Here is a 25,295-nt window from a genome sequence, read left to right as displayed (position 1 = left end):
GTACTCAGGCCACCAGCCACTCAAGCAGCCGCACGGGATCCGGCAGCGGGCGCCCGTCAGGCCCGCGCAGCCAGGACACCGCCTGACCGGAGGGCAGCAGGGAGGGCGGGGCGAGCACGTAGCTGTCGCGGCAGTGCCAGCGCAGCCCCGGCGAGGCGTCGATGCCGGCCGGGTCGCAGTCGAGTTGGCAGGACCACCACTCGTCCTCGTCCTCGGGGTTGCCGCGGGTGGCCACAAAGAACAGGGCCCGGTCGCCGTTGACGGCGACCGGGCCCTGATGAGCCTCGGGAATCTGGTTGATGGCCTCGAGCCCTTGGGCCACCGGTACATCGAAGACATCGAAGACGCGGCCCGTGGGGAGAATCACATTGGCCTCCGGCTCGGCCTGCCACCAGCGCATGAGCTGGGTGGCGTCCGTCGTGGCCTGCAACTGCCAGGCGGGCGACAGCGGATGCGCGCCCGGGTCCGGACAGCCGAGCCGGTCACACGAACAGGCGCGCGAGCCGTGGCGCAGCGGATGGGCACCGGGGACGCTCAGCCAGCCCAGAGCGGCATACTCCAGCACGGAGTCGATCCGTGTCGGCCGTGCCCGTTTTCTGGTACGCCGAGCGAGCGGTACCCCCACCATGGTGTCTCCCGTCGATGTCCAAGTGCGCGAGGCGATCCCTGGGCCATCCGCACACGCGGGACACACCAGCACTTGTCATCTCACTCTAACGCACAGGCCACAGGGCTGAGCGGGAATCCCCCCGGTTACAGACGGCGCGCCACCTCGGTCGCCCAGTACGTGAGGATCAGGTCGGCTCCGGCCCGCTTGATCGACACGAGCGACTCCATGATCATGCGGTCACGGTCGACCCAGCCGTTGGCGGCGGCGGCCTCGACCATCGCGTACTCGCCGCTGACCTGGTAGGCGGCCACCGGCACGTCCACGTTGTCCCTGAACTGGCGGATGATGTCCAGGTAGGACATGGCGGGCTTGACCATCACGAGGTCGGCGCCCTCGGCGAGGTCGAGCCGCACCTCGCGCAGCGCCTCCTCCAGCGGCCCTGCCGGGTCCTGCTGGTGGGAGCTGCGGTCGCCGAACTGCGGCGCGCACTCGGCAGCCTCGCGGAACGGCCCGAAGAAGGCCGACGCGTACTTCGCCGAATACGCCAAAATCGGTACATTTCCGTAACCGGCGACGTCCAGCGCCGACCGGATCACGCCCACCTGGCCGTCCATCATCCCGCTGGGCGCGATCAGCTGGGACCCGGCCGCGGCCTGGGCGACGGCCATCGAGGCGTAGCGCTCCAGCGTGGCGTCGTTGTCCACCTCGCCGGCCTCGGTCAGGATCCCGCAGTGCCCGTGGTCGGTGAACTCGTCCAGGCAGGTGTCGGCGCCCACGACCAGCGCGTCGCCCACCTCGGCCACCACGTCGCGCAGCGCCTGCTGCAGGATCCCGTCGGGATCGTCGGCGGCCGACCCGCGCGCGTCCTTGGCCTGCGGGATGCCGAACAGCATCACGCCGCCGACGCCCGCCGACGCCGCCTCATGAGCGGCCTTGCGCAGCGAGTCGCGCGTGTGCTGGTACACGCCCGGCATCGAGCTCACGGGCGAGGGCTCGGAAAGGCCCTCTTTGACGAACATGGGCAGGATCAGGTCCGCGGCGTGCAGCCTGGTGCCGGCCACCATCCGCCTCATGGCGGGCGTACGGCGCAGCCGGCGCGGCCTCGCGACGGGAAACTCGGCGCTCACTTGACTCCCCTCCTACGGGCGCCCCGGCGGTTCTGCGAGGGCTTACGCGGCGTGTCGCCGGCCGCCAGGGCCGCCTGCCGCTGCTTGGCACCGTACTCCGACAGCGCGGCGGCCAGGGCCGAAGCCGAAGGTTTGTCCGCCATGACATCGACCCGCAGGCCGAACTCCTCGGCGGTCTTGGCGGTCTGCGGGCCGATGACCGCGATCACGGTGACGTTGTGCGGCTTGCCCGCGATGCCGACCAGGTTCCGCACGGTCGAGGACGAGGTGAACAGCACCGCGTCGAACCCGCCGCCCTTGATCGCCTCGCGGACCGGCGCGGGCGGCGGCGCCGCGCGCACGGTGCGGTAGGCGGTCACGTCGTCGCACTCCCAGCCCAGCTCGGTGAGCCCGGCCACCAGCGTGTCGGTGGAGATGTCGGCGCGCGGCAGCAGCACCCGGTTGATCGGGTCGAGCATCGAGTCGTAGGGCGGCCACTCGGCCACCAGACCCTCGGAGGACTGCTCGCCCGAGGGCAGCAGGTCGGGCTTGACGCCGAACTCGACCAGCGCCCGCGCGGTGGCATCGCCCACGGCGGCCACCTTCAGCCCGGCGAAGGCACGCGCGTCAAGCCCGTACTCCTCGAACTTCTCGCGCACGGCCTTGACCGCGTTGGCGCTGGTGAAGGCGACCCACTCGTAGCGGCCTGTGACCAGGCCCTTGATCGCGCGGTCCATCTGCTGCGGCGTGCGCGGCGGCTCGACGGAGATCGTCGGCACCTCCTCCGGCACCGCGCCGTAGGAGACCAGCTGCTCCGACAGCGACGCCGACTGCTCCTTGGTGCGCGGCACCAGCACCCGCCAGCCGAACAGCGGCTTGGTCTCGAACCACGACAACTTGTCGCGCAGCCCCACCACGTCGCCCACGACGATCAGCGCGGGCTCGGTGAAGCCGGCGTGCTTGAGGTCGGCCTGCAGCCGCCCGAGCGAGGACACCACGGTGTACTGCTCGGTCGTGGTGCCGCCGCTGCTCACGGCGACGGGCGTGGTGTCGGGCTTGCCACCGGAGATCAGCGCCTTGCCGATCGCCACCGCCTCGGCGATGCCGTTGTAGATCACCAGCGTGCCGGGGCAGGCCGCGTGCGAGGCCCAGTCCTGCTCCTGCGCGGCGTCGACGATCCTGAACTCGGGTACGGCTGTCGCCGGCGGGATGCCCGCGTAGGTGAGCACCGCGGTCGCCGGCGGGACGCCGGGCACGATCTCGAAGTCCACCTCCGCCGCGGCACAGGCCGCGACCTCCTCGGTGATCGAGGAGAACAGCATCGGGTCGCCCTCGCACACGCGAACGACGAGCTGCCCGTTCTTGGCGCGCGCCACGAAGTCGTCGGAGGCGATCTCCACGCCTTCGCGGCACAGCTTCAGCAGCGGCCCGTACAGCTCCTCGTCCAGGACGACGGCGTCGGCCTTGGCGAGCAGCTCGGCACCGCGGAGCGTCAGCAGGTTCGGGTCTCCGGGACCACCACCTACGAACGCGACGAGACCGGAGGTTGGACTATCGGCGCTCAATGGGATTGCTCCCCCATCAATCTGTCGGCCCCTTCGGCGATCATCTCGCCCGCCAGCAGGCGGCCCAGATTGACGGCGTCCGAAGGAGAGCCGGCGGCGGACTTGCGGACCGCCTGCTGGCCGTCGAGCGCGACGACCATGGCGGTCAGGTTCAAAGTCTGCCCGTCATCGACGGCGAAAGCACCCACGGGAGCTGAACACCCCGCCTCGAGGGCGGACAGTACTGCGCGCTCGGCGGTGACCGCGGACCTGGTCCGCGGGTCGTCGAGCACGCTGAGGAATTCAACCAGGTCAGAGCGCCCACTGAGACATTCGACGGCCAGCGCGCCCTGGCCGGGAGCCGGGAGAAGCTCCTCAACCTCGAAAATCTGGGCCACTTCGGCGTCGCGGCCGATCCTGGTCAGCCCGGCCGAGGCGAGCACCACGGCGTCGAGCTCGCCCGAGGCGACCTTGCCGATCCGCGTGTCGGCGTTGCCGCGGATCGGGACGTACTCCAGGTCGGGCCTGAGCATCCGCAGCATCGCCACGCGGCGCGGCGAGCCGGTGCCGACCCGGGCGCCCGCGGGCAGGTCGGCGAGCTTGTGCGGGCCGACCAGCGCGTCGCGGTGGTCGTGCCTGGCCGGGATCGCGGCCAGCGTGAAGCGGTCGTCCTGCTTGGTGGGCAGGTCCTTCAGCGAGTGGACGGCGAAGTCGATCTCGCCCTCGATCAGCTTGTCGCGCAGCGCGCTGACGAACACCCCGGTGCCGCCGAGCTGGGCCAGCTGAGCCTTGGTGACGTCGCCGAACGTGGTGATGCCCACCAGCTCGACCGCCCTGCCGGTACGCGCGGTGTAGGCGTCGGCGACCATCTGCGACTGCGTGGTGGCCATCAGGCTCCTGCGCGTCCCCAACCGCAGCGTCACAGCTCCACCTCCCTCACGGCCTCGGGCGTCGTCACGGCTTCCGGCCTGTCCGGAGCGAGATCGAACAGCTCACGCAGAGCTTCCGCATAATGATCGCCTCCAGGCGAGGTGGCGAGCTGTTTGACACGCACGGTCGGCTCGTGAAGCAGCTTGTCGACGACGCGCTGGACCGTCTGGGTGACCTCGTCGCGGACCTTGTCGTCCAGTTCGGGCAGCCGCATCAGCAGGCGCCCCAACTCCGATTCCACCACTCCCGCGGCCTTGCTGCGCAACGCCACCACCGTGGGGGTGACGCGGGAGGCGCGCTCGGCGTTCAGGTAGGCGGTCAGCTCCTCGGCCACCAGCGCGCGCACCGCGGCGACGGCGTCGCCCTCGCGCGAGCCGATGCCCGACTCCCTGATCGCCTCCAGGTCGACCAGCGTGACGCCGGGCACTTCACGCACCGAGGGGTCGATGTCGTGCGGCATGGCCAGGTCGAGCAGGAAGACCCCGTCGTGCACGATGTCCGGGGTGATCACGTGGCGGCCCGCGCCCGTGCAGCTGATCACCAGGTCGGCCTCCGCCAGTTCTCGGGGAACGGCGGAGAACTCGACCGCGCGCCCGCCCACCGAGTCGGCCAGCCGTACGCCTCGGTCGTAGGTGCGGTTGGCGACCACGATGTCGGTGACGCCGGCGCGGGCCAGCGTGGCGACGGCCAGCGAGCTCATCGCGCCGGCGCCCACCACCAGGGCGCGCTTGCCCTCCAGCGGGCCCGCCAGGGCGAGCCCGGCGGTGACCAGGGAGGCGCCCGCGCGGTCGATGCCGGTGTCGGTCTGGGCCCGCTTGCCGACCCGCAGTGCCTGCTGGACCAGCTCGTTGAGGGTGGCGCCGACCGTGCCGTGCTTCTGGCCCAGCTTGAGCGCCTGGCGGACCTGCCCGAGGATCTGCTGCTCGCCGACCACCATCGAGTCGAGGCCGCACACCACGGAGAACAGGTGCTCCACGGCGCGGTCCTCGTAGTGGACGTACAGGTGCGGCGTCAGCTCATCGACGGGAACACCCGAGTGGACGCTCAGCAGGCGGCTGACGGCCGTCACAGCGGCGTGGAAACGCTCGACCGCGGCGTAGATCTCGACCCTGTTACAGGTCGAGACGACCATCGCCTCCGCCACGCAGGCGTCCTGCTGCACGTCGTGCAGGAGCTTGGTCAGCGTGTCGCCCGTCACCGAGACGCGCTCGAGCATGGCCACGGGAGCGGTCCTGTGACTGAGTCCGATCGCCAGAACGCTCATTGGCTGTCCACGGCCATAAGTGGCCCCCCACCTTTGCGTTGCTCGTGGAACGCAAGGATCTGAAGTTCAATTGATAGGTCGACTTTACGGACATCGACGCTGTCCGGCACGGAAAGCACAACAGGGGCGAAGTTCAGGATGCTGGTCACGCCTACGGCGACCACGCGATCGCAGACCTCCTGTGCAGCCGCAGCCGGTGTCGCCAGAACCACGATCGAAACTCCACGCCGTTTGATCACGGCTTCCAGTTCGTCGATGTGCTCCACATTCAACCCCGCTATGTCGTCGCCCACGACTTCGGGGTCGGCATCCACGAGGGCGGCGATGCGGAAGCCACGGGAGACGAAACCGCCGTAGTTGGCCAGCGCGCGGCCGAGGTTGCCGACCCCGACGATGGCCACCGCCCAGTCCTGGGTGAGGCCGAGTTCGCGGGAGATCTGGTAGACGAGGTACTCCACGTCGTAGCCGACGCCCCTGGTGCCGTAGGAGCCCAGGTGGGACAGGTCTTTGCGGAGCTTGGCCGAGTTGACCCCGGCCGCTACGGCCAGATCCTCCGAGGAGACCGTCGCGATGCCCCTCTCTGCCATCCCGTGCAGCGCCCGCAGATAGAGCGGGAGCCGTGCGACCGTGGCTTCGGGGATGCCTCGGTCACCGGGGCGGGACGGGCTCTTCACGTGCCAGAGCTCCAGGGAACGGGCGGCCTTCCAGCCGCTGGTTGTAATCGGACCGTCTTTCAGGTTAATCCCTTTGTGAACCGATGCACAAAGTAGCGTGGGTGGTATGCATCGCATCACCTTGCTGGGGAGGCCCGGCTGCCATCTGTGCGACGACGCGCGCGAGGTCATCGCCAGGGTGGCGGGCGAGCTCGGCGTGCCGTGGGAGGAGATCGACATCGACACGTCACCCGAGCTGCTGGAGAAATACGGGGAGATGATTCCGGTCACACTCGTCGACGGGGTACAGCACGACTTCTGGCGGGTCTCGGAGGACCGGCTGCGCGCCGCGCTCTCGTCCTAGAACATCGCGGTCGGCAGCGGCACGACCTTGGCCGCGTTCACGTTCAGCTCGATGATGTTGGTGGCGAGCACCATGGCCTGGCGCTCGTTGACGAAGCGCTCGACGTGCGGCTGGCGCTGGTGGTCGTGGAAGGCCACCTCGTCGCGGTAGAGCTCGTAGACGATGCGCTGCAGCGGGGCCGACTTGACCGCGTGGCAGGCGTAGATGAGCGTGTCGGGCTCGCCGCGCCTGACCGCCTCCACGGTCTGGTCCGCCAGGCGGTCGAAGGCCTCGCCCGAGCCGTCGATCAGGGTGAAGACGGTGAGCAGGCCGAAGATGCTGGGTGAGGGACGGCTCGAACCCGGCTGCGGCTGTGGCTGCGGTTGTGGCTGCTGCTGGGCCGGGGTGAACACCTCCGCCCCCGGATAGAACGCGCCCGTGGCGGGGGCCGGGGGGAAGTCCTGCGGGCCGGAGCTGTGCCTGCCGTTCATGACATAACCCGTCTCCGGAGCGGGCGGGGCCATCCGCGCGGCGTAGTCGACGCCCTGGTCGCCCGCCCGGTACTCGGCCACCAGGTCGCCCAGGCCGGGGCTAGGCGACCGGCGCGGCTCCATCGGCGGCGGGGCTACCGGCGGCGGGGCCATCTCGTGGTGCGCGGCCGCGACGGGCTCCTGCCTGGCGCGGCGGCCCGTGGGGGCGTGCTGGGGCTCGATGTCGTCCTCCTCGTCGTCCTCGTACGGCGCCAGCGGGCGCAGCACGGCGTACCAGACGGCCGCCGCGGCCACCACGAGCAGGGCGGTGGTGAAGATCCCCGGCACCGCGAAGCGCATGGCACCCACCAGCGCGATCCCTGACGGCGCGATGACCAGCGTGGCGTGCAGGTTGTCGGTGTCGAGCTCGTCGCCGCCGCGCCATCTGACGGCGGCGATCACGACGGCGGTCAGCATGATCAGGACCGCGATGACGTGCACGCCGACCAGCAGGTTCTTGGGGATGATCCCCCAGTAGACGCTCGCCGAGGGCAGCGCCTTGCCCCAGCCGTCGCTCTTGATGAGCGGGTCGACCACCATGATCACGCCGCTCACGACCGTGACCGCCAGGCCGAACAGCCAGGCCAGGAACTTCGGCGGCGCCTTGTCCGCCAGCAGCTGGATCAGCCCGACGCCCAGCCACAGCGGCGCGAGCAGAGACCCGGCGACCTGGAAGACCTTGAACGTGGCGGGCCCGAACCCCATGAGGTAACCGATGGCGATCGCGCCCAGCGACAGGCACAGGGCGGCCGTGGCGGCGCTCCACGCGATCAGCCAGCCCTCCGGCTCGTCGCGCAGTCGGCGGACCAGGACACCGGCGGCGATCGCGGCGAGAATCGCGCCTGCGAACGCGATGACAGCAACAAGGATCTCCATGGTGACTCCAATGCTGCCGGACGATGCCTCCCAGCCGGTAGCCGAAGAGGGAACGGGTCGGTCCACACGGTATCCGCCGGTTACGGCTAGTCCCGCCAACAGGAAGCGGATTGTGGAATTTCCGGTTGATTTCTAGAGTGTTCGAGCACGCCGCACCCCTTACCCCCAGGGATACCGGATGCCTGACTCGTGGCCGTTCGCCGGGCTGCTTGCACCAGCGGTCGCTGGCCCCGCCCGGACGAGCGAGCTTGCCGTGCGCGAAGAGATCCCCGACGAACTCCGTACGCTGGTGTTACGTGCGAAAGCCGGCGACACGGATGCCTTTGGCACGCTCTATGACCGATATCTGGATCTTGTCTATCGCTACATCTACTTCCGTGTCGGCTCCCATCCACTTGCCGAGGATCTGACCAGCGAGACGTTCCTGCGCGCTCTTCGCCGAATTTCGGACTTCACTTGGCAAGGACGTGATTTCGGCGCCTGGCTCGTGACCATCGCCAGAAATCTGGTCACCGACCACTTCAAGTCGGGCCGCTACCGTCTGGAGATCCCCACCGGCGAGGTGATCGACGTCCCGCTCGACGGGCCGCACATCCCGGAGAACGCCGTGGTCACCGCCATCATCAACGACCGCGTGCTGCGTGCCGTACGAGAGCTCAACCCGGAGCAGCAGGAGTGCGTGGTGCTGCGCTTCCTGCACGGTTTGTCACTGGCCGAGACCGCGTTGATCATGGGGAAGAAGAGTGGAGCGATCAAAGCGCTGCAGTTCCGCGCGATCAAGGCGCTGGCCAGAGCGCTCAAACACGACCTTGCGTAACCTCCACCTGCGGCTCGTCGTTAGGCAGGTGTCACGGCAGCATCATCTGTCGGGGGTTTCGAGGAGCAGGCATGAGTAGGGCGCGCAGATCCCGCCAGCGCGTACTCCATCACCTCACGGAGCTGCGCGAGTTTCCGCTCGGCGGCGGTCCTTCCACGGCCTTCCGCGACCGCCTGCGCGGCGAGCTGCTCGCGGGCCAGGAGCCCGTACGGCATGCCCCCCGCTCCCACCGCCGCCCCACCCCGCGCATCTCGTGGTTCTCCCAGCTGGCCACGCTGGGCCTGGCGGCCGGGATGATGGTCTCGGCGTTCGCCACCTACCACGCGGTCCCCGGCGACACCCTGTACCCGCTCAAGCGGGCCGCGGAGAGCACCCTGGTGCGGCTCAGCACCGACGACGTGGAGCGGGCCGAGCGCGAGCTGGACTCGGCCAAGACCAGGGCGGCCGAGGTGGCCCAGCTGCTCGGCTCCTCCAGCGACGGCCCGCTGGTCACCAAGACGCTGAAGGACATGGAGGACTCCACCCGCTCGGGGATCCGCATGCTGGAGCGGGCCGAGCCGCGCTCCCCCAAGATCAACCAGTTCGCCCAGGACCAGAAGGACATGGTCGAGCCCATGCTGGAGCAGCTGAATCCTTCACAGCAGGACCAGGCGACGGGATACCTCACCTACATTCAAGGGCTCGTCCCTCCGGGCTAGGTAAGCTGTGGCCCATGCGGCTACTTCGACGACGGCACGAGGCTGAGCCGGAGGTTGCCGGCGAGGCCGCGGCGGCGGCCGCGCTCGAGATGGTTCCCATCGAGCCCGACACCCAGGCCGCTGCGTTCTTCGACGTGGACAACACGATGATGCGCGGCGCCTCCATCTACCACTTCGCCCGCGGGCTGGCCACGCGCGGCATGTTCACCACCTCCGACCTGTTCAAGTTCGCCATCGGCCAGGCGGTGTTCCGCCTGCGCGGCAACGAGAACCCCGAGCACATCAAGGTCGCCCGCGAGACCGCGCTGGCGTTCGTGGCGGGCGCGAAGGTCGACGACGTGGTCAGGCTCGGCGAGGAGATCTACGACGAGGTCATGGCCGACCGCATCTGGGCGGGCACCAGGGCGCTCGCCCAGCGCCACCTGGACGCCGGGCAGCGGGTCTGGCTCGTCACTGCCACACCGGTGGAGCTGGCCAGGGTCATCGCCCAGCGGCTCGGCCTGACGGGAGCGCTCGGCACGGTCGCGGAGTCGCGTGACGGCGTCTACACCGGGCGGCTGGTCGGCGACCTGCTGCACGGCCCTGCCAAGGCGGAGGCCGTGCGGGCGCTGGCCAGGCGCGAGGGGCTCGACCTGACCAGGTGCAGCGCCTACAGCGACTCGGCCAACGACCTGCCGATGCTCTCGTTGGTGGGGCACGCGGTGGCCGTCAACCCCGACGCCGAGCTGCGCGAGCACGCCAAGAAGCACGGCTGGCCGATCAAGGACTTCCGCACCGGCCGCAAGGCGACCCTGGCGGCGCTGCCCATCGCGGCAGGGGTCGGCGCGGTCGCGGGCGGCATCGCGGCGGGCATCGCCCTGCGCAAGCACTACCGCGCCGTGGACTAGCCACCGGCTCGCGACGCTCGCCGTACGGCCGCGCTCGCCGTACGACCGTGCTCGCCGTACGGCCGCGCTCGCCGTACGGCCGCGCTCGCCGTACGGCCCGCTGGCTGTACGGCCCGCTGGCTGTACGGCGCGGCGGGTCAGGTCATGGCGTGGGCGATGAGCGCCGCGAGCTCCCTGTTGACCGTCTCGGGGCGTTCCATGGCCAGCATGTGGCCGACGCCGGGGACGACCACCAGGCGCGCGCCGGGCACGGCCTCGGCGATCCTGCGCGCGTGCACGGGCGTGGTCAGCCGGTCGTGGGTGCCGACCATGACCAGGGTCCGCACCCGGCCGAGCGCCGTCAGCGCCGCCAGCTTGTCGTGGGCCATCATGCCGTGGAAGAACCCCACCATGACCTCGGTCGGCGTGTCCGAGATCATCTTGTTGACGAACCGCACGTGGTCGCGGCGGGCTTTCGGGCCGAAGGCGACGTAGCGGGTCACCGGGAGGTTGGCGCGCTCCTTGAGCGCGGGGCGCCCGTCGATGAGCCTCGCCCTGGCCCGCATCCGGTCCAGCACCAGCGGGGTCATCCGCCGCACGGGACCGGGCAGCGCGCCGCCCTCGCCCAAGCGCCCCGCCGAGGTGCTGACCAGCGCCACGGCCTTGATCCGGTCGCCGAACAGCTCGGGATGGCCCGCGGCCAGCCCCATGATCGTCATCCCGCCCATGGAGTGGCCGACCAGCACGATCGGCAGCCCCGGCGGGACCGCGGCCTCGATGACGGCACGCAGGTCTGCGCCGAGACGCTCGATGGTGTGGCCCGCGCCGGGGCCGGTGCCGGAGGCGCCGTGCCCGCGCTGGTCGTAGGCGACCAGGATGGCCTGGCCGGATAGGGCCTCCCGCTGGTAGTGCCAGGAATGCCGGTTGAGCACCCAGCCGTGGGCGAACACCACCGCGTAGGCGGGATCCGGCGGCTCCTCGACGTCCACCGCCAGCCGTACGCCGTCGTCCGTCTCCACGGTGAGCGCCCTGCCCTGGTGGCCGCCGAGCGGCTCGTACGGTCGCCGGCGACGCCTGGCGATCCCGATAGCCGCCCCGACCAGCAGACCGGCGCCCAGCGCCGCACGACTGAAGCCCATGGGGCGACTATAGGACTTTCTGTCTAATAAGACTATTTCAGCTGGTCGAAGAGCCGCTGGGCCTCCGGCTGCTTCCAGACGATTCTGTTCTGGTCCTGCGGCGCGGGCACCCACGGAACGACCGCGAAGGTGACCTTGGTGCCCTGCAACTGCGTGGCCAGCCGGTACATGGTCTCCAGGTCGAGGTCGGTCTTGACCGCCTTGCGGACCTCGGCGAGCAACGGGCGGAGCTTGGTGGGGTCGGCGCGGACCTTGTCCAGCATCGCCTTCATGAACACCTGTTGCCGCTTGATCCGCTGGATGTCCGATCCGTCGCCGTAGCGACGCAGCCGGACGTAGCCCAGCGCCTGCTCACCGTTGAGGACGCTCTTTCCCGCGGGGAGGTTGAGCTTGGCCTGCCGGTCGTTCACCGGCTGCGGGAGGGTGACCTCGACGCCGCCGATCGCGTCCACCATGTGCTTGAACCCGGTGAAGTCCAGCTCCACGTAGTGGTCCATGCGCAGTCCCGTGAGATGCTCGACCGTCTTGACCAGGCAGGAGGTCCCGCCGGTCCCGTAGGCCGAGTTGAGCATGTCCATCCGCGCCGGGGTGGATCGGCACGCGGGGATCTGGACCATCGAGTCGCGCGGGAGGTCGACCACGGTCGCCTTGCCGCGGTTGGCCGGGATGTGAACGATCATCATGGTGTCGGCGCGGCGCCCGTTGGGCCTGCCGTACGCGCCGTTGGGGCCATCGCGCGTGTCGGAGCCGATGAGCAGCACGTTCATCGCGCCCGAGACGTCCGCGGACGGCTGGGCGCCGACGGCGGTGCTCTTGTTGCCGCTGAGGCTGATCAGGGTGGCCGGGACGGCGATCGCGGCGGCGGTCATGGCGGCCACCAGGGCCATCGTCAGCCAGCTCAGCCTGCGGCGGCGGGCCGGCGCGCTCAGCAGGCGGTTGCGCTGGCGGGCCAGCGTGGCGGGGGGCTGGTGCTCGAGCGTGCTGCCGAAGTCGCGCAGCAGCTTCATGTCGTCCATCGTCACTCCTCTCCCTGCAGCGGGTTCGTCTCGCCCAGCGCGGCCCTGACCTTCCGCCTGCCCCTGTTGAGGCGGGAGCGCACGGTGCCGATCGGGATGCCCAGCGCCTGGGCGACCTCCTCGTAGGTCAGGTCGCCCCAGGCGATGAGCAGCAGCACGTCCCGGTCCTTCGCCGGGAGACCGGCCAGCGCGGCCGCCAGCTCGGGCCGTGCGGCCTCGGCGCTGACGCCCGCGGCGACGCGGTCGGCCGGCGAGTCGACCGTGCCGTCCACGGGCGCGCGCAGCATGGCCCGGTACCGGGCCGATTCCGTGCGGTGGTGGCGGGAGATGAGCTTGGTGAGGATGCCGAACAGCCACGGCCTGGCATCCAGGTAGGCCACGTCGTAGCTCCTCCTGCGCGCGAAGGCGACCAGGAAGGTCTCCCCGACCAGGTCATCGGCCGGCTCGGGGCCGAGTCGTTTGGAGACGTAGCGGTAGAGCATGCCGGCGTAGCGGTCGAACAGCTCCGCGAACGCCTCGGGTTCGGTCCAGGACGCGCTGACGAGATCCGCGTCAGCGGCCCTGGTGGCGGGTTGCGCGATCATCTCCGCCCTTCTTGTGGGGAATCAATCACGGATGTCTCGCCACAACCCGCCGCCTGGGTTCACAGCTCCTTCAGGAACCCGCCGTCGATCGCGAAGTCGGCGCCGGTCGTGCTGCCGGAGCGCGGCGAGACCAGCAGCGCCACCGCGTCGGCGATCTCCTGCGGGTCCACCAGCCTGCCCGTGGCCAGGCGCATCATCTCGGGGGCCGCCTGCTTGATGACGGTGTCACGGTCGGCGCCCATCATCCCGGCGATCACGTCGGCGGCGCCGCCGTCCTCGGTCCACCAGGCGGTCAGCACCGGTCCGGGGGAGATCGTGTTCACCCTGATGCCCTGCGGGCCGTACTCCTCGGCCACGGCCTTGCTCACGTGGTTCATGGCCGACTTGGCGGCGCCGTAGTCCACGTTCATCGGCGAGGGCTGCCTGGCCGAGCCGGAGGAGATGTTCACGATCGACCCGCCGCCGCGCGCCAGCATGGCGGGCACCGCCGCGCGGATCGCCCGCACCGCGGAGAACAGGTTGAACTCGAACATCGCCTGCCAGTCCGCGTCGTCCAGCGCCGCGAAGCCCACCCGGGGCATCGTGATGCCGGGCGGCGGCCCGCCGGCGTTGTTGACCAGGATGTCCAGCCCGCCGAACTCGGCGACGGCCCGTGCCACCACCTGGGCGGGCGCCTCGGGGTCCATGAGGTCGACGGGGACGTGCACCGCCTTTTCCGGCAGGTCGGGGGTGCGGGTCCGCGAGGCGGCCACCACGTGGGCGCCTTCCTCCACCAGTGTCCGCGTGACGGCCAATCCGATGCCCTTGGAGGCGCCGGTCACGATGGCAATCCGGCCAGAAAGCTGCAGGTCCATGAGATTCCTTCCGTTTGGTGTTCCCGAGAACACCGGTGGAATCCGGCCGGTTGCGGCTTTCTCAGAAGAACGGCGGGAAGGCGTGGCCGCGGCGCAGCCGCAGCTCGTTGAGCATCTGCTGGATGACCTCGCGCACGTGGTCGGTGAGGTTGAAGACGAGCATCGGATCGTCGGCGGCCGACGGCTCGTACTCGTCGGTCCTGATCGGCTCGCCGAACTCGATCATCCACTTCGACGGCAGCGGGACCAGCCCCAGCGGCCCGAGCAGCGGGAAGAGCGGGGTGATCGGCAGGTACGGCAGGCCGAACAGCCGCGCGAGCGACTTCAGGTCGCCGATCTTGGGATAGACCTCCTCGGCGCCCACGATCGCCACCGGCACGATCGGCACCCCGGCACGGATGGCCGAGGCCACGAAGCCGCCCCGGCCGAAGCGCTGCAGCCGGTACCGCTCGGAGAACGGCTTGCCCACGCCCTTGAACCCCTCGGGGAACACCCCGACCAGCTCACCCTTGCGCAGCAGCCGGTCGGCGTCCTCCCTGCAGGCCAGCGTGTGCCCGGTCTTGCGTGACAGGTGGCCGAGCACCGGCAGCTGGTAGACCAGGTCGGCGCCGAGCAGCCGCAGCGCCCTGCCCGCCTCGTCGTGCAACGCCACCTGCATCATCAGCGCGTCGACGGGAAGCGTGCCCGAGTGGTTGGCCACCACCAGCGCGCCACCCTCGTCGGGCACGTTCTTCAGCTCGACGGTCTCGACCCTGAACCAGTGGCGGTAGAGCGGCCTGATCAGCTCGAGCATCACCTTGTCGGTGAGCTCGGGGTCGTAGCCGAACTCGTCGACCTCGTACTCGCCCGCGATCCGCCTGCGCACGAACGCCAGCGCGGCGGCCAGCGAGTCCGGCTCCTCGAACGAGGGCGCCGAGGCGATCGGGATCACCTCTGCCTCTCGCTCCTCCTTGGGAGCGCTCATCGCCGGTCACCTCCCAGCGCGTGCAGCCCGCGCGAGTCGAGGAAGTCGTGGTAGGCGGCCTCGGTGGTGAACTTGGGCCTCCAGCCCAGCTCGGCCTCCAGCCGCCCGGTGTCGACGACCCGCCCGAAGCTCATCAGCCGCAGCTGTTCGGGTGAGAAGTCGACCAGCCCGATCCGCCGCGCCGCCCCGCCGAGCAGCCCGAAGGCCGGCGAGGGCAGCGGCAGCGACAGCCGCCCCGCCCGGCGCGCGCACTGCGACAGCAGCAACACGCCTGCCCCGGCCACGTTGTACGTGCCGGGGTGGTCTTCCAGCGCCACCCTTCTGAGCACCTCGACCGCGTCGTCCTCGTGGACGAACTGCAGCCGGGGGTCGAAGCCGAACACGGTCGGCAGCAGCGGCTGGGAGAAGTAGCGGGTGAGCGGCGAGTCGACGCCGGGCCCCATGAAGTTGGCGAAGCGCAGCAGCGTGACGGTGACGTCGGGGCGGCGGCGCGAGAAACCGCGCACGTAGCCCTCGACCTCGACGGCGTCCTTGGCGTAACCGTGGCTCGGGCCTTCGTGGGCCTCGAGGTCCTCGGTGAACACCGCTGGATCCGTGGGAGACGAGCCGTAGACCGCGGTGGTGGAACGCACCACCACGCGCCGTACGGTCGCCGACCGCTGGCAGGCGCCGAGCAGCTGCATGGTGCCGATGACGTTGTGCTCTTTCATGTAAGAACGCCCCGCGTTACGCGAGGGCGCGCTCACCAGACTCATGTGCACAACGGTGTCGATGTCGGCCGCCGCGATCACCTGTGCGATGTCGGGACTGCGCAGGTCGACCCGGACGAACTCCGTGCGACCGAGTGTGACGCCGCCGTCTCGGGTCAGCGAGGGGGGCGGCACGGTGTCCACTCCGATGACGCGGCCGATGCCCGGGTCCGCCGCGAGAACGCTCGCAACCCGGGCGCCGATGTGGCGCGAGACCCCGGTGACGAGCACGGTACGGGTCATCAGCGCCTCACAGCTGCTTCTGCTTACTTCTTGTTACGCCGCTGGATACGCGTCTTCTTCAGCAGCTTGCGGTGCTTCTTCTTGGCCATCCGCTTACGGCGCTTCTTGATCACAGAGCCCACGGGACCCCCAGGTATTTGTAGCAAGTCGAGACGGCGTGCGAGCGCACACCGGCTCACAGACTACCGGAGGGTCAAGGCCCGGTCGCACGATGGCGACCAGGCCCCTCCCGCGACCGTATTCACGGCGTGGCCGGCACGCCGCTACTCCTGCTTCAACCTGCCTCGATGTAGGCCTCCCGCAGATAGTCGTGTACCGCCTGCTCCGGGACCCTGAACGACCGTCCTACACGGATGGCCGGCAGCTCGCCCGAGTGCACGAGTCGGTACACCGTCATCTTGGACACCCGCATGACCGTGGCCACTTCAGCCACTGTCAGGAACTTCACCTCGCTGAGAGGTCTTTCGCCTGCACCCATCGGACGCCTCTTCCGCACGTGTTTCCGGGTTATCCCCACTGGTGCCATTGCTCACGCACGTGTACTGCCGTCAGCGTAAGTCGGGACTCCGAGTGCGCAAACCCCCTATTTTCCCAGTTATCGGAGCCACCTGTCAGCGGAACCAGCAAAGATGCTGGCCAGCAGCCGGGACGTGCCCCTCGCCATCAGGTTGGAACTGTCCAACTTCGTACACATAAGAGTCGCCCGACCCGCATCAAAAGTTGGCAAAGGGACTGCGAGCCTCTTGGAATGCAGGCGCGAAAAGACGGTATCGGGAGGACCGAATTCGACTCAAAGGCCCCGTGAGACTCGTGTGACGAGCCTCTCGGTCAGCGGAGCGTAATAGCGTGGTAGCACATTGTCATCGAGCGGGACGACGACGTCGATCTTGCCCTCGGCTTCGCCCAGGAAGAGGGCGGGATCGTTGCAGTCGGCGAAGGCCACGGTGGGCACCCCCGCCTCGCCCGCGGCCCCGGCCCACCCGTGGTCGGCCACGACCAGGTCGGGCAGGTCCGGCCCCAGCTCGGTCAGCATGCGCTCCATCGGCGTGGAGTCGTGGGTGTGCACGAAGCCGCCCTTGTCGTCCAGCATCGCCACCTCGCCCAGGTAGCGGATCTTCCTGGCCCGTCCGAACCCGGACCCGGAGTACGTCCAGCCCTCCCCCGGCGTCAGCAGCCTCGCCCCGCGCTCGGCCGCGAACGCGGCCAGCGGCAGATGCATGGCCAGCAGCCCGGTCGGGTGACCCGTGGCGAACAGGATGCTCGGGCTGTCCTGGGACAGGACCGCCGCGATGCGGTCGGCCATGGCGTCGAGCGCGTCGATGGTCCGCTCGGGGTCGATGGTGTCCTGGCCCCAGCGATGCCCGGGGTCGGCCACGACGCCGCAGGACTTGGCCATGAGCGCCAGGATGTCGCGGAAGGACCAGGGCTGCGACAGCGTCAGCCCCAGCATGTAGTAGGGGTCGCGGTTGGCCAGGGAGCTGTAGTGGTCGAGGTTGTTCTCGCGCGAGGTCGCGACATCGCCGGCGATCCGGGTTCTGATCAGGTGCTCGCGGAGTTCGTCGCGGCTCAGCACAGGTATTTCCTCGCTAGGGCATGGGGTCGAGGCCGTGCAGGGGGAACACCGCGTTCCGGGTCGCCATGACCGCACGGTCGATGGGGTCCGCTGGGTCATAACCACCGGATAGGTCGCGGAATTCCGGATTTCGGCCGTCCGTCATCGTCAGCGGTGGCGCCTCGCCCGTCCTGTCTCTGGCGAACTGGCGCCAGGCCTCCGGCGTCGGCGTGGCCGGATCCACGGGGTGGCCCGACAGCTCGGCGATCAGGTGCGTCCACGCCCTGGGCACCACCTGGACCAGCTCGTAGCCGCCACCGCCGGTGGCCAGCCAGCGCCCGCCCGCGGTCTCGTGCGCCAGGCGGTGCAGCGCCTCGTAGGCGGTGCGCTGACCGTCGAGGCTGAGCATGAGGTGGGCCAGCGGGTCGAGCGCGTGGCTGTCGCAGCCGTGCTGCGTCACCAGGATGTCGGGGCGGAACTCGCGCAGCAGCGGCGGCACCACCGCGTCGAAGGCCCGCAGCCAGCCCGAGTCGCCGCAGCCGGCGGGCAGCGCCACGTTGACCGCGCTGCCGTCGGCGCCGGTCTCCTCGGGGAAGCCGGTGCCGGGGAACAGCGTGCGCGGCCCCTCGTGCAGGCTGATCGTCAGCACCCTCGGGTCGTCGTAGAACAGCGCCTGCACGCCGTCGCCGTGGTGCACGTCCACGTCCACGTAGGCGATCTTGTCCACGCCCTGGGCGAGCAGCCAGGCGATGGCCACCGCCGGGTCGTTGTAGACGCAGAATCCGCTGGCCAGGTTGGCCATCGCGTGGTGCAGGCCGCCGGCCACGTTCACGGCGTGCTCGGCCGTACCGTCGAAGACCGCGCGGGCGGCGGCGAGCGAGGCGCCGGTGATGAGCGCGGAGGCCTCGTGGACGCCGGCGAAGGCGGGGTTGTCGGGCGTGCCCAGGCCGATCGACAGGTCGGGCACGCCGTTGGCGGACACCCGCTTGACGGCCTCGATGTAGTCGCGCTTGTGCACCAGGGCCAGCTCGTCGTCGGTGGCCGGCACGCAGCCCGCGACCTCCACCTTCTCGAGCACGCCGAGCTCGCGGGCCAGCGCCATGGTCAGCTCGACACGGACGGGCGCGAGCGGATGGCCGTGGCCGAAGTCGTAGGTGATGAGAGCGTCGTCCCAGATGACCCGTGCCGTCTGACTCATACGTGCTCCCTGTTCCCTCGCCCTTGCGCCGACGTTACCGCAGCGTCAACGGCCGGGGTCCAGACGGTCCGCCCAGTTAACTCCGGCGAATTTCCGCATAGAGTCGGATCATGCGCTTCGTGCGTCCGTTCCAGGCCGCATGGCGATTCTTCCAACGTCCGCGGGTGTTCGACACCACGCTGGTCGTCGTGCTCGCGGGCATCTCGGGCACTGTCGTGGTCGTCACGCTCGTCAATCCGAGCCCGGTCCTGCCCTCGGCCGCGCAGTTCCTGATCACGACGCTCCCCCTGCTCGTACGGCGCGGCCGGCCACTCCTGGCGGCCGGCGCCGTGACCGTGCTGGACGTGATCGGCCTGGTGGCGGGCATCGGGAACACCGAAAGCATCCCCGAGGCGATCGCCTACTACAGCGTCGGCCGCTACACCTCGGGCCGCACCACCGCGATCGCCGCGGCCGCGGGCGCCGTGGTCTTCGGCGTGGCCTACCAGGTCGCCATGCCCCGCCCCGGCTCCTGGATCAGCGGGGTGATCGCCCCGCTGATCATGGTGGGCTGGGGGCAACTCATCCGGGTGCGGCACGAGCTCAAGGAGCGCAGGCAGCGCGAGATGGCCGACGACGCCGTACGCGCGGAGCGGCGGCGGATCGCCCGCGAGCTGCACGACGTCGTGGCGCACCACCTCAGCGTCGTCAACGCACTGGTCGGCGGGGCCAGGGCGACGCTGCCGCAGGACCAGCGCGACGCGCGCGAGGCGCTGTCCAGCGCCGAGCAGACCACCCGCCAGGCGCTGGCCGAGATGCGTCAGCTGCTCGACGTACTCAGGGCCGACGACGGAGGCGGCGCTGACGCCTCCACCGGGGTGGGCGCCGCCCGGCTCCCCACGCTCATCGAGGAGGCCAGGACCGCGGGCCTGCCGGCCAGCCTGACCGTGACCGGGCAGGCCGTGGCGCTGCCCGCCGCCGTCGACCACGCCGTCTACCGGATCGTGCAGGAGGCGCTCACCAACACGCGCAAGCACGCCAGGGGGGCGCGTGCCACGGTCTGCCTGGCCTACGAGCCGGGCGCCGTGGACGTCCTGGTGCTGGACGACGGCGTCGCGGGCCCGGCAGGCACGCCGGGCTTCGGGCTGGGCGGGATGGCCGAACGGGTGGCGCTCAGCGGCGGTCAGCTCGAGACCGGCCCGCGCCCCGAGGGCGGCTTCCGTGTGTACGCCCGCATCCCGCTGGAGAAACCATGATCACAGTGCTCCTGGTCGACGATCACGCGCTGGTGCGCACCGGCTTCAGACTGATGCTGAACGCTCAGCCCGATCTGACCGTCGTGGGCGAGGCCGCCGACGGCGCGGAGGCGGTCCAGTTGAGCAGGCGGCTCAGGCCGGACGTGGTGCTGATGGACCTGCACATGCCCGGCATGGGCGGGGTCGAGGCCACCGAGTTGATCACCGGCGAGCTCGAGGGTGTGCGGGTGCTCGCGCTGAGCACGTTCGACCTGGACGAGAACGTGGTGGCGGCGCTGCGCGCGGGCGCCGACGGGTTCCTGCCCAAGGACGTCTCGCCCGAGGAGCTGGTCGAGGGCGTGCGCGTGGTGCACCGCGGCGAGTCGGCGGTGGCGCCGCGGCTGCTGACCCGGCTGATCGGCACGTTCGTGCGGGCCGCCAGGCCGCGCTCGGAGCGGGTGCCGCCTGAGCCGGCCGGGCTGACCGACCGGGAGCGGGAGATCCTCGTGCTGATCGGGCGCGGCAGGTCCAACGCGGAGATCGCCGCCGAGCTCGACGTCTCGCCCTCCACCGTCAAGAACCACGTGACCAGCCTGTTCTCCAAGATCGAGGTCAGGGATCGGGCGCAGGCCGTCATCGTGGCGTACGAGGCAGGTCTGATCTCGCCGGGCGAGTAGGACCAGGCTCCCAGCCGGGAAACGGTTCTCGGGCAGGACGAAAACCGGCTGGAGCGCCGCGACGCTTGAGGCATGATCCCGATTCGGGCAAGCAACCTGACGAAAACCTACGGCAAGACGACCGCCGTCTCCGATCTCTCCTTCGACGTCCGGCCCGGCCAGGTGACGGGGTTCCTCGGGCCGAACGGGGCCGGCAAGCCCACAACGGGGTTGTGACGCAATTGTGAGCATCATAGTACAGGCCGGGTGATCACGAGCGGCAGCCGTACCACGTGCGGACGTAGGGGCCGTTGACGAGTCGTTGCGGTGGCGCTGATCTGTGGGGCCAAGATCACGAAACGGGGGCATTACGCTGGCCAGCCAATGGCAGGGGCTTGCCTCCTGCCCACGGTGTTGCCCCTGCGCGCCCCCGTTTTGTGATCTTGGTAGGGGTCCCCGCAGATTGGCTCCGAAACGAATCGACAACGGTTCCCCCTCTTCTCGTGCATGCAGTTCTCCCCAATATGCACGCTTCTCGGTTAGCCTGATAGCGGACTCAATGACGTCTGAAAGGCGGCATATCGTGTCGGCTGACGAATCGATCGGCAACCGCCTGCGGGAAAAGCGGCGCTTGCGCGGGTGGACTCAGGAAGAACTCGCACACGCAGCAGACGTTAGCTTGCAGGTAGTCAAGAAGATTGAACAAGGCGGAAGCGCACGCCTAGAAACACTTCACCAGCTTGCGCGGGCTCTCGGGGTAGTGACACTTACCTTCGTCGGCCCTAGCTCGCCGGAACCGCGCGATGATGACCATGATGCGGCAGTACTGTCCGAAATCCGTGCAGCCATCAATCCGCCTATCGGACTGCACGGAACGCCGATCTACGGAACTGCCGACTACGACGACCTGGACCTGGCCCGGCTTAACAAGGCCGTCCTTTCGATGACGCGGGCGTATCACTCTGACCGCTACGACGACCTGGCCGGGATTCTGCCAGCGCTGGTCCGCTCGGCTCATCATCACGTTGGCGGACTCCCGGAGCGGTCTCGGCACGACGCGCTAAGGACGCGAGCGAACATCGTAGGGCTAACGGGGCGCTACTTGATCCAGATCCGCGCCCATGACCTGGCGCTTACGGCGCTCCACGCATCTCTCCGGGACGCTCTGGAGATCGACGATACGCCGCTCGCGGCGGCAGCGATCAGCGGGCAGGCGCACGCCATGCTTCGCCAAGGACGGTTCGCAGAGGTGGAACGCCTGTGTGCCGATGCAGCGCAATCACTCGAACCTCGGATGTCGGAGGCGTCGCCCGATCAGCTTGCCGCGTGGGGCTGGATGCTTCTGAGGGCAAGTGCAGCGGCGGCAAGAAACAACCGTCCGGAGGAAGCGCGGGACTACCACGGTATGGCGGCGGCGGCTGCTGCCCCGATCCATGGTGAACACCAGACCGTGGACGCGAAGACCTTCGGCACGCTCACGGTGCAGATGAAGCAGGCAGAGAACGCCCTGGTCGGGGGCGATCCGGCGATGGCATTGGAGCTGTCTGCCGGGCTTCAGCGAGGCGACGATCTCACAGATGAGGAATGGGATCGACATCTGCTAGACGTGGCACGCGCACACAGTCAGACAAATGACCCAGATCGGGCGATTGACGTGCTGCTCGATCTACGCGGACGAAATCCGCAATGGCTGAGATATCAGCAGATGGCACGCGATACGTTCCGCGAGGTACTTAAGTCAAGCTCGCGGGCTCTAAGTGATGATCGCCGACTGCTCGCCGATCACCTGGGAGTTTACGAGTAGGGACCACGTAGCGTAGCCCTTACGAGCGCAGCACAGTGAAAGGACTGTGCTGCGCTTCTGTTTTGTAGGGAGGGGTCATTTTACGTTCGCTTGTAAGCGTTCTTTCGGAGGTGGATCAAGTGAGACCGGAACGAGAAAGGGCGGAGTCCCTGCACGGTCCATGGCCAAGCACACTCGAAGAACTACAGGCGAAACATGCTGGACGGTGGGAAATTTGGCGCGAATTGCTAGCAGACGGTAGTCACGGTGAATGGTGCGCCAAGAGGATCGGTAGTGATGCTCTTGTGCGGACGCCGTATGTGGAATTGCTGTCGATGTCGATAGACGATTACGACCGGCGGCACCTTCGCCTGCAATGCGTGCCACATGTGAACACACGAAGGGCGACAGCGAGCGTCCGGGGCATCGCGGGTGGAGTCGATCCGCTCGCCTAGGACGTCAAGCAAGTGAAGCGGCCCCGGGCACGGTGAGGCTAACCACCGGCCGGGGCCTTGATCGCACGTGGAGGTGCGACCCGTGGAACAGCATAGAACCAACCACCCGATAGGGGACCTGGCGCTTCCCTCCGAGTTGTCGGCGGCTGATGTGATCGCCTACTGGGAGGGCGCTGAGCATGAGTACATCCATCTCGTGCGGTTGATGTGGGACCTGCACTGGGCGGGGATGCAGGTGAGCCTGACCATGGGCGCGGGTGCGGGGCCGTGCTTGGTGGTGCATCGGGCGGGCGATCCGCTTCGTGTCCGGGCTCATGTCGTGAATGCTCGCTGGTTCTTCTCCTGGGGTCGGACGGCTCGTGTGGACGCGCTGGATGCCGGTGCGGTCAACGTGATCTGCGAGGCGGCGCGGTGACTGGGCTGTGGCGGTTAGCGCTGCTCACGGTTCCGGGGGTCGCCTCGGCGGTGCCCGTGGCGCGGCACTGCGTTGAGGGGGTGCTGACGGCGGCCGGTTACGTGGATCTGGACGAGGTGCTGCTGCTGGTGTCTGAGCTGGCGACGAATGCGGTCACGCACTCGGATTCGGGCAGTCCGGGCGGGACGCTGACCATCGAGGTGAACGAGAGCTGCGCTGTGTGGGCTGACGTGCTCGGTGCGGTCGTGGTGAGGGTGGATGTCATCGATGACGGGTCGTTGTCGGTGCCCACACCGCGCACGCCGGACTCCGAGAGCGGCGGGGGCCGTGGGCTGTGGCTGGTGGAGAACCTGGCCGACAAGTGGGGGCACTGGGAGAGGGACAAACAGCGGGGCGTCTGGTTCGAGCTGGAGCTACGGACCAACGACGTCCAGCGTTCAACGGCAGGTTGGTCTCAGCAATGAAAAGGAAGCGCGCGAGCATCGGCACTCAGGTCGAGATCGTTGGTGTGCACCATAGTCCGGCTGCGACGCGGGGGGCTGGCGGGCTGATCGGGTTGCGTGGGCGGGTGATCGCCTCGGCGCTTGGAGACTCCTTTGCGCGGGTGGCGCTGGAGGAGAGTGATTTCTCGCGGTGGCCGGGTGGGGTGCGTCGCTGGGTGGTGGCCTGGGATGACCTGGTTCCGGTGGCTGAGGCGCTGTCGTGTGCTGAGCGGTCGGGCTCCTATCGGGCGGGGACAACAGGCGAGGGTGATTCTCAGCAGGTTCACGCGATCGGGCCCGGCGACGATTCGGAGGGCGGGCGGATGCTGGCTCTGTGCGGTGAGCAAGTGATCTTGATGGCTTTAGGTGACTGGGTGCTGCCCTTTGCTCCGTCCCTCGGCCGCGCTTGTCCTGGCTGCCGGGACGCGGTCTAGGGCCATGGGACAAGGCGGCGGCATGGTGAACTTTCGCACTCGTCAACCGGGCGAGTGGGCGAGGGGATGCTCCCGTGTCGCCGCCTGTAGGCCCCGCCTTCGGTAGTTGTCGATCTTGGGGACACGTCACAGCCCCCGTCGCTGCGGTTGCCTTTAGTGGAGAGCCTGGAGGCAAGCCGGTCAGCGGTGACGTCTGGGAGAGATCGGCATCGGGTAGCTACCGAAGGCGGGCACGCCTCGTTGGGCAGGGCGGCGGTGCGTCGAATGGACCGGGCGCACGGTCGCCCTGCCTGCGTGGGATCTGTGACGCGGCAAGGCTAGTCTAGAAACCGGGCACCCTTCACGTCCCGATCACGCCGGTACCCACTTGTGCCGATGTCCGTCGTAGAAGAGAACCTCGGAGTCCTTCACAGCCGATGCGCTGGTCCTGAACGGCTTGCCGCCGTCGTCAATGGTGACTGTTCCCGAATCTCCGCCGCTGGCCCAGTCGAGATCGATCACCCATGCGCAGTCGCAGCTGCTGGTCTCGACTCCCACATCGATAATTTCCGGATCGCTGTCCGTGATGCGGTAGGGGAAGTAGATGACCTCTCCCTGCTCGTTCTTGTCCGGGTGATTGTCGTCCTGCTGTGCGTTAGCTTCTTTTCCTGGTGTCGGTGTCGGTGTCGGAAAATCGGGGCCGTCGTTGCTGGGAACGGGGGTTGGCCGATCGGAGGCGTCCAGGCTCGCGTACAGGTTCCGCTCCGCCAGTGTGGAGTTCGCGCATCCGGGATCGCCAGGGAAATCCGCCTCGTAAACTGCCCCGGCCGCGGGATGGGAGCGCTTGACCACACGGATGCGCATGCCCTGGAGAAGGGTCGCTGCAGCGGAACGCCCCTGTAACGTGATCTCCACATGGGTGGTTCCCTGGTCGATCCCTCGCGCTGCGCGGCGCCAGCGCTCCCACGACTCTTCGTCCGGCGGCGGCACAGCACCAACGTGCGTATCAACGATAATCCTGTAAGCCCGCGGGCACGGGCCATAGAACTTGACCGGGTTGACGCGTTTCACCCACGTGAACGGCTCTCGGGCCGCCGTAATTTGGGCCACTCCGGTCGTTGCAGCATTGGTGATCAGCGCCGTGATCGAAGCCGCAAGGGCTGCGGCGAGCGCGGCCACCAGCCATCGCCATCGCTCGCCGACCCATGCCCAACGACTGTGAGGGCGTGGGGAGGGATGCGGACGCGGTCGGAGATGACGATCGGCCACAGGAACGCTCCATATTCGGGGGAAGGGGCTGGCGTTAGAGAGCGCTATTCGCATGCTGCCACAAGAATGTTC

The 25,295-nt window shown here is 69.0% G+C and carries 27 protein-coding genes and 1 pseudogene; 10 read left to right on the top strand and 18 right to left on the bottom strand.

The features are described from left to right. Window positions 1-4 precede the first annotated feature (4 nt). The 6 genes from KIK09_RS53300 to KIK09_RS53275 all read right to left on the bottom strand — a co-directional run bounded on the left by KIK09_RS53300 (window position 5) and on the right by KIK09_RS53275 (window position 6,128). Window positions 5-628 carry a bifunctional DNA primase/polymerase gene (locus tag KIK09_RS53300; RefSeq protein ID WP_214327283.1) on the bottom strand — a complete coding sequence of 208 codons (624 nt, stop codon included), beginning with the start codon at window positions 626-628 and terminating at the stop codon, window positions 5-7. 125 nt (window positions 629-753) lie between these two features. Then, the gene (hemB, locus tag KIK09_RS53295; RefSeq protein WP_214327282.1) at window positions 754-1,737 is read right to left on the bottom strand and encodes a porphobilinogen synthase; all 984 of its coding nucleotides are present in this window, start codon (window positions 1,735-1,737) and stop codon (window positions 754-756) included. After that, a complete protein-coding gene (locus tag KIK09_RS53290; RefSeq protein ID WP_250575271.1) occupies window positions 1,734-3,281 on the bottom strand; it encodes a bifunctional uroporphyrinogen-III C-methyltransferase/uroporphyrinogen-III synthase in 1,548 nt (515 codons plus the stop codon). The genes hemB and KIK09_RS53290 overlap by 4 nt, the downstream gene beginning before the upstream one ends. Next, a complete protein-coding gene (gene hemC, locus KIK09_RS53285; protein ID WP_308164837.1) occupies window positions 3,278-4,183 on the bottom strand; it encodes a hydroxymethylbilane synthase in 906 nt (301 codons plus the stop codon). The genes KIK09_RS53290 and hemC overlap by 4 nt, the downstream gene beginning before the upstream one ends. Beyond that, a complete protein-coding gene (locus tag KIK09_RS53280) occupies window positions 4,180-5,454 on the bottom strand; it encodes a glutamyl-tRNA reductase (protein ID WP_214327281.1) in 1,275 nt (424 codons plus the stop codon). The genes hemC and KIK09_RS53280 overlap by 4 nt, the downstream gene beginning before the upstream one ends. Further along, a complete protein-coding gene (locus KIK09_RS53275) occupies window positions 5,451-6,128 on the bottom strand; it encodes a redox-sensing transcriptional repressor Rex (RefSeq protein WP_214327280.1) in 678 nt (225 codons plus the stop codon). Before KIK09_RS53275 ends, KIK09_RS53280 begins: the two co-directional genes overlap by 4 nt. Before the next feature lie 106 nt (window positions 6,129-6,234). Here KIK09_RS53275 and KIK09_RS53270 point away from each other — a divergent pair, with 106 nt between their 5' ends. Further along, a complete protein-coding gene (locus KIK09_RS53270; RefSeq protein ID WP_214327279.1) occupies window positions 6,235-6,471 on the top strand; it encodes a glutaredoxin family protein in 237 nt (78 codons plus the stop codon). On the opposite strand, the gene KIK09_RS53265 is transcribed toward KIK09_RS53270, so the two are convergent. Then, complete coding sequence (locus tag KIK09_RS53265; protein ID WP_214327278.1) at window positions 6,468-7,856, bottom strand: putative quinol monooxygenase; 1,389 nt, start codon at window positions 7,854-7,856, stop codon at window positions 6,468-6,470. The two genes, KIK09_RS53270 and KIK09_RS53265, sit on opposite strands and share 4 nt — an antisense overlap. A gap of 178 nt (window positions 7,857-8,034) precedes the next feature. Between KIK09_RS53265 and KIK09_RS53260 the strand changes: the two genes are divergently transcribed. The 3 genes from KIK09_RS53260 to KIK09_RS53250 all read left to right on the top strand — a co-directional run bounded on the left by KIK09_RS53260 (window position 8,035) and on the right by KIK09_RS53250 (window position 10,258). Further along, window positions 8,035-8,673, top strand: coding sequence for a sigma-70 family RNA polymerase sigma factor (locus KIK09_RS53260; RefSeq protein WP_214327277.1), 639 nt, complete (start codon window positions 8,035-8,037; stop codon window positions 8,671-8,673). 71 nt (window positions 8,674-8,744) lie between these two features. Continuing rightward, on the top strand, window positions 8,745-9,371 hold the full coding sequence (locus KIK09_RS53255) for a DUF5667 domain-containing protein (RefSeq protein ID WP_214327276.1): 627 nt from the start codon (window positions 8,745-8,747) through the stop codon (window positions 9,369-9,371). Window positions 9,372-9,385: 14 nt separating this feature from the next. After that, complete coding sequence (locus KIK09_RS53250; protein ID WP_214327275.1) at window positions 9,386-10,258, top strand: HAD family hydrolase; 873 nt, start codon at window positions 9,386-9,388, stop codon at window positions 10,256-10,258. A 137-nt stretch (window positions 10,259-10,395) separates the two neighbouring features. Here KIK09_RS53250 and KIK09_RS53245 read toward each other — a convergent pair whose 3' ends face one another. The 10 genes from KIK09_RS53245 to KIK09_RS53200 all read right to left on the bottom strand — a co-directional run bounded on the left by KIK09_RS53245 (window position 10,396) and on the right by KIK09_RS53200 (window position 18,536). After that, window positions 10,396-11,376 (bottom strand): alpha/beta fold hydrolase, encoded by a 981-nt coding sequence (locus KIK09_RS53245; RefSeq protein WP_214327274.1) that lies wholly within the window; start codon window positions 11,374-11,376, stop codon window positions 10,396-10,398. Between the two features lie 32 nt (window positions 11,377-11,408). Then, window positions 11,409-12,392 (bottom strand): LCP family protein, encoded by a 984-nt coding sequence (locus KIK09_RS53240; protein ID WP_214327273.1) that lies wholly within the window; start codon window positions 12,390-12,392, stop codon window positions 11,409-11,411. 2 nt (window positions 12,393-12,394) lie between these two features. Continuing rightward, entirely contained in the window at window positions 12,395-12,976 is a 582-nt protein-coding gene (locus tag KIK09_RS53235; protein ID WP_214327272.1) for an RNA polymerase sigma factor, read from the bottom strand. Between the two features lie 59 nt (window positions 12,977-13,035). Next, window positions 13,036-13,830, bottom strand: a complete 795-nt coding sequence (locus KIK09_RS53230) for an SDR family NAD(P)-dependent oxidoreductase (protein WP_214327271.1) — start codon at window positions 13,828-13,830, stop codon at window positions 13,036-13,038. A 61-nt stretch (window positions 13,831-13,891) separates the two neighbouring features. Next, window positions 13,892-14,794, bottom strand: a complete 903-nt coding sequence (locus KIK09_RS53225) for a lysophospholipid acyltransferase family protein (protein ID WP_214327270.1) — start codon at window positions 14,792-14,794, stop codon at window positions 13,892-13,894. After that, a complete protein-coding gene (locus tag KIK09_RS53220; protein ID WP_214327269.1) occupies window positions 14,791-15,786 on the bottom strand; it encodes an NAD-dependent epimerase/dehydratase family protein in 996 nt (331 codons plus the stop codon). Before KIK09_RS53220 ends, KIK09_RS53225 begins: the two co-directional genes overlap by 4 nt. A 23-nt stretch (window positions 15,787-15,809) precedes the next feature. Beyond that, the gene (locus KIK09_RS53215; protein ID WP_018654693.1) at window positions 15,810-15,908 is read right to left on the bottom strand and encodes a 30S ribosomal protein bS22; all 99 of its coding nucleotides are present in this window, start codon (window positions 15,906-15,908) and stop codon (window positions 15,810-15,812) included. A gap of 152 nt (window positions 15,909-16,060) precedes the next feature. Continuing rightward, entirely contained in the window at window positions 16,061-16,264 is a 204-nt protein-coding gene (locus KIK09_RS53210) for a helix-turn-helix domain-containing protein (RefSeq protein ID WP_026214222.1), read from the bottom strand. Between the two features lie 312 nt (window positions 16,265-16,576). After that, window positions 16,577-17,359: a phosphatase gene (locus tag KIK09_RS53205; RefSeq protein ID WP_308164836.1), complete on the bottom strand. Its 783-nt coding sequence runs from the start codon at window positions 17,357-17,359 to the stop codon at window positions 16,577-16,579. Between the two features lie 13 nt (window positions 17,360-17,372). Then, window positions 17,373-18,536 (bottom strand): acetoin utilization protein AcuC, encoded by a 1,164-nt coding sequence (locus KIK09_RS53200; protein ID WP_214327267.1) that lies wholly within the window; start codon window positions 18,534-18,536, stop codon window positions 17,373-17,375. Window positions 18,537-18,646: 110 nt separating this feature from the next. Here KIK09_RS53200 and KIK09_RS53195 point away from each other — a divergent pair, with 110 nt between their 5' ends. The 6 genes and pseudogenes from KIK09_RS53195 to KIK09_RS53170 all read left to right on the top strand — a co-directional run bounded on the left by KIK09_RS53195 (window position 18,647) and on the right by KIK09_RS53170 (window position 23,523). Continuing rightward, on the top strand, window positions 18,647-19,771 hold the full coding sequence (locus KIK09_RS53195; RefSeq protein ID WP_214327266.1) for a sensor histidine kinase: 1,125 nt from the start codon (window positions 18,647-18,649) through the stop codon (window positions 19,769-19,771). Beyond that, window positions 19,768-20,427 carry a response regulator gene (locus KIK09_RS53190; RefSeq protein WP_214327265.1) on the top strand — a complete coding sequence of 220 codons (660 nt, stop codon included), beginning with the start codon at window positions 19,768-19,770 and terminating at the stop codon, window positions 20,425-20,427. The genes KIK09_RS53195 and KIK09_RS53190 overlap by 4 nt, the downstream gene beginning before the upstream one ends. A gap of 72 nt (window positions 20,428-20,499) precedes the next feature. Further along, window positions 20,500-20,634, top strand: a pseudogene (locus tag KIK09_RS53185) (ATP-binding cassette domain-containing protein); the annotation flags it as partial. 355 nt (window positions 20,635-20,989) lie between these two features. Next, window positions 20,990-22,210 (top strand): helix-turn-helix domain-containing protein, encoded by a 1,221-nt coding sequence (locus KIK09_RS53180; RefSeq protein ID WP_214327263.1) that lies wholly within the window; start codon window positions 20,990-20,992, stop codon window positions 22,208-22,210. 516 nt (window positions 22,211-22,726) lie between these two features. Then, the gene (locus KIK09_RS53175; protein WP_214327262.1) at window positions 22,727-23,059 is read left to right on the top strand and encodes a hypothetical protein; all 333 of its coding nucleotides are present in this window, start codon (window positions 22,727-22,729) and stop codon (window positions 23,057-23,059) included. Beyond that, the gene (locus KIK09_RS53170) at window positions 23,056-23,523 is read left to right on the top strand and encodes an ATP-binding protein (RefSeq protein WP_214327261.1); all 468 of its coding nucleotides are present in this window, start codon (window positions 23,056-23,058) and stop codon (window positions 23,521-23,523) included. Before KIK09_RS53175 ends, KIK09_RS53170 begins: the two co-directional genes overlap by 4 nt. Window positions 23,524-24,326: 803 nt before the next feature. Here the strand turns inward: KIK09_RS53170 and KIK09_RS53165 are convergent. Next, the gene (locus tag KIK09_RS53165; RefSeq protein ID WP_214327260.1) at window positions 24,327-25,133 is read right to left on the bottom strand and encodes a hypothetical protein; all 807 of its coding nucleotides are present in this window, start codon (window positions 25,131-25,133) and stop codon (window positions 24,327-24,329) included. Between the last annotated feature and the right edge of the window lie 162 nt (window positions 25,134-25,295).

Source organism: Nonomuraea sediminis (genome assembly GCF_018531495.1).
In the GTDB taxonomy this organism is placed as follows: domain Bacteria; phylum Actinomycetota; class Actinomycetes; order Streptosporangiales; family Streptosporangiaceae; genus Nonomuraea; species Nonomuraea sediminis.
The sequence above is the reverse complement of the archived record's forward strand: the minus strand, read 5'-3'. Positions and strand labels throughout refer to the sequence as shown.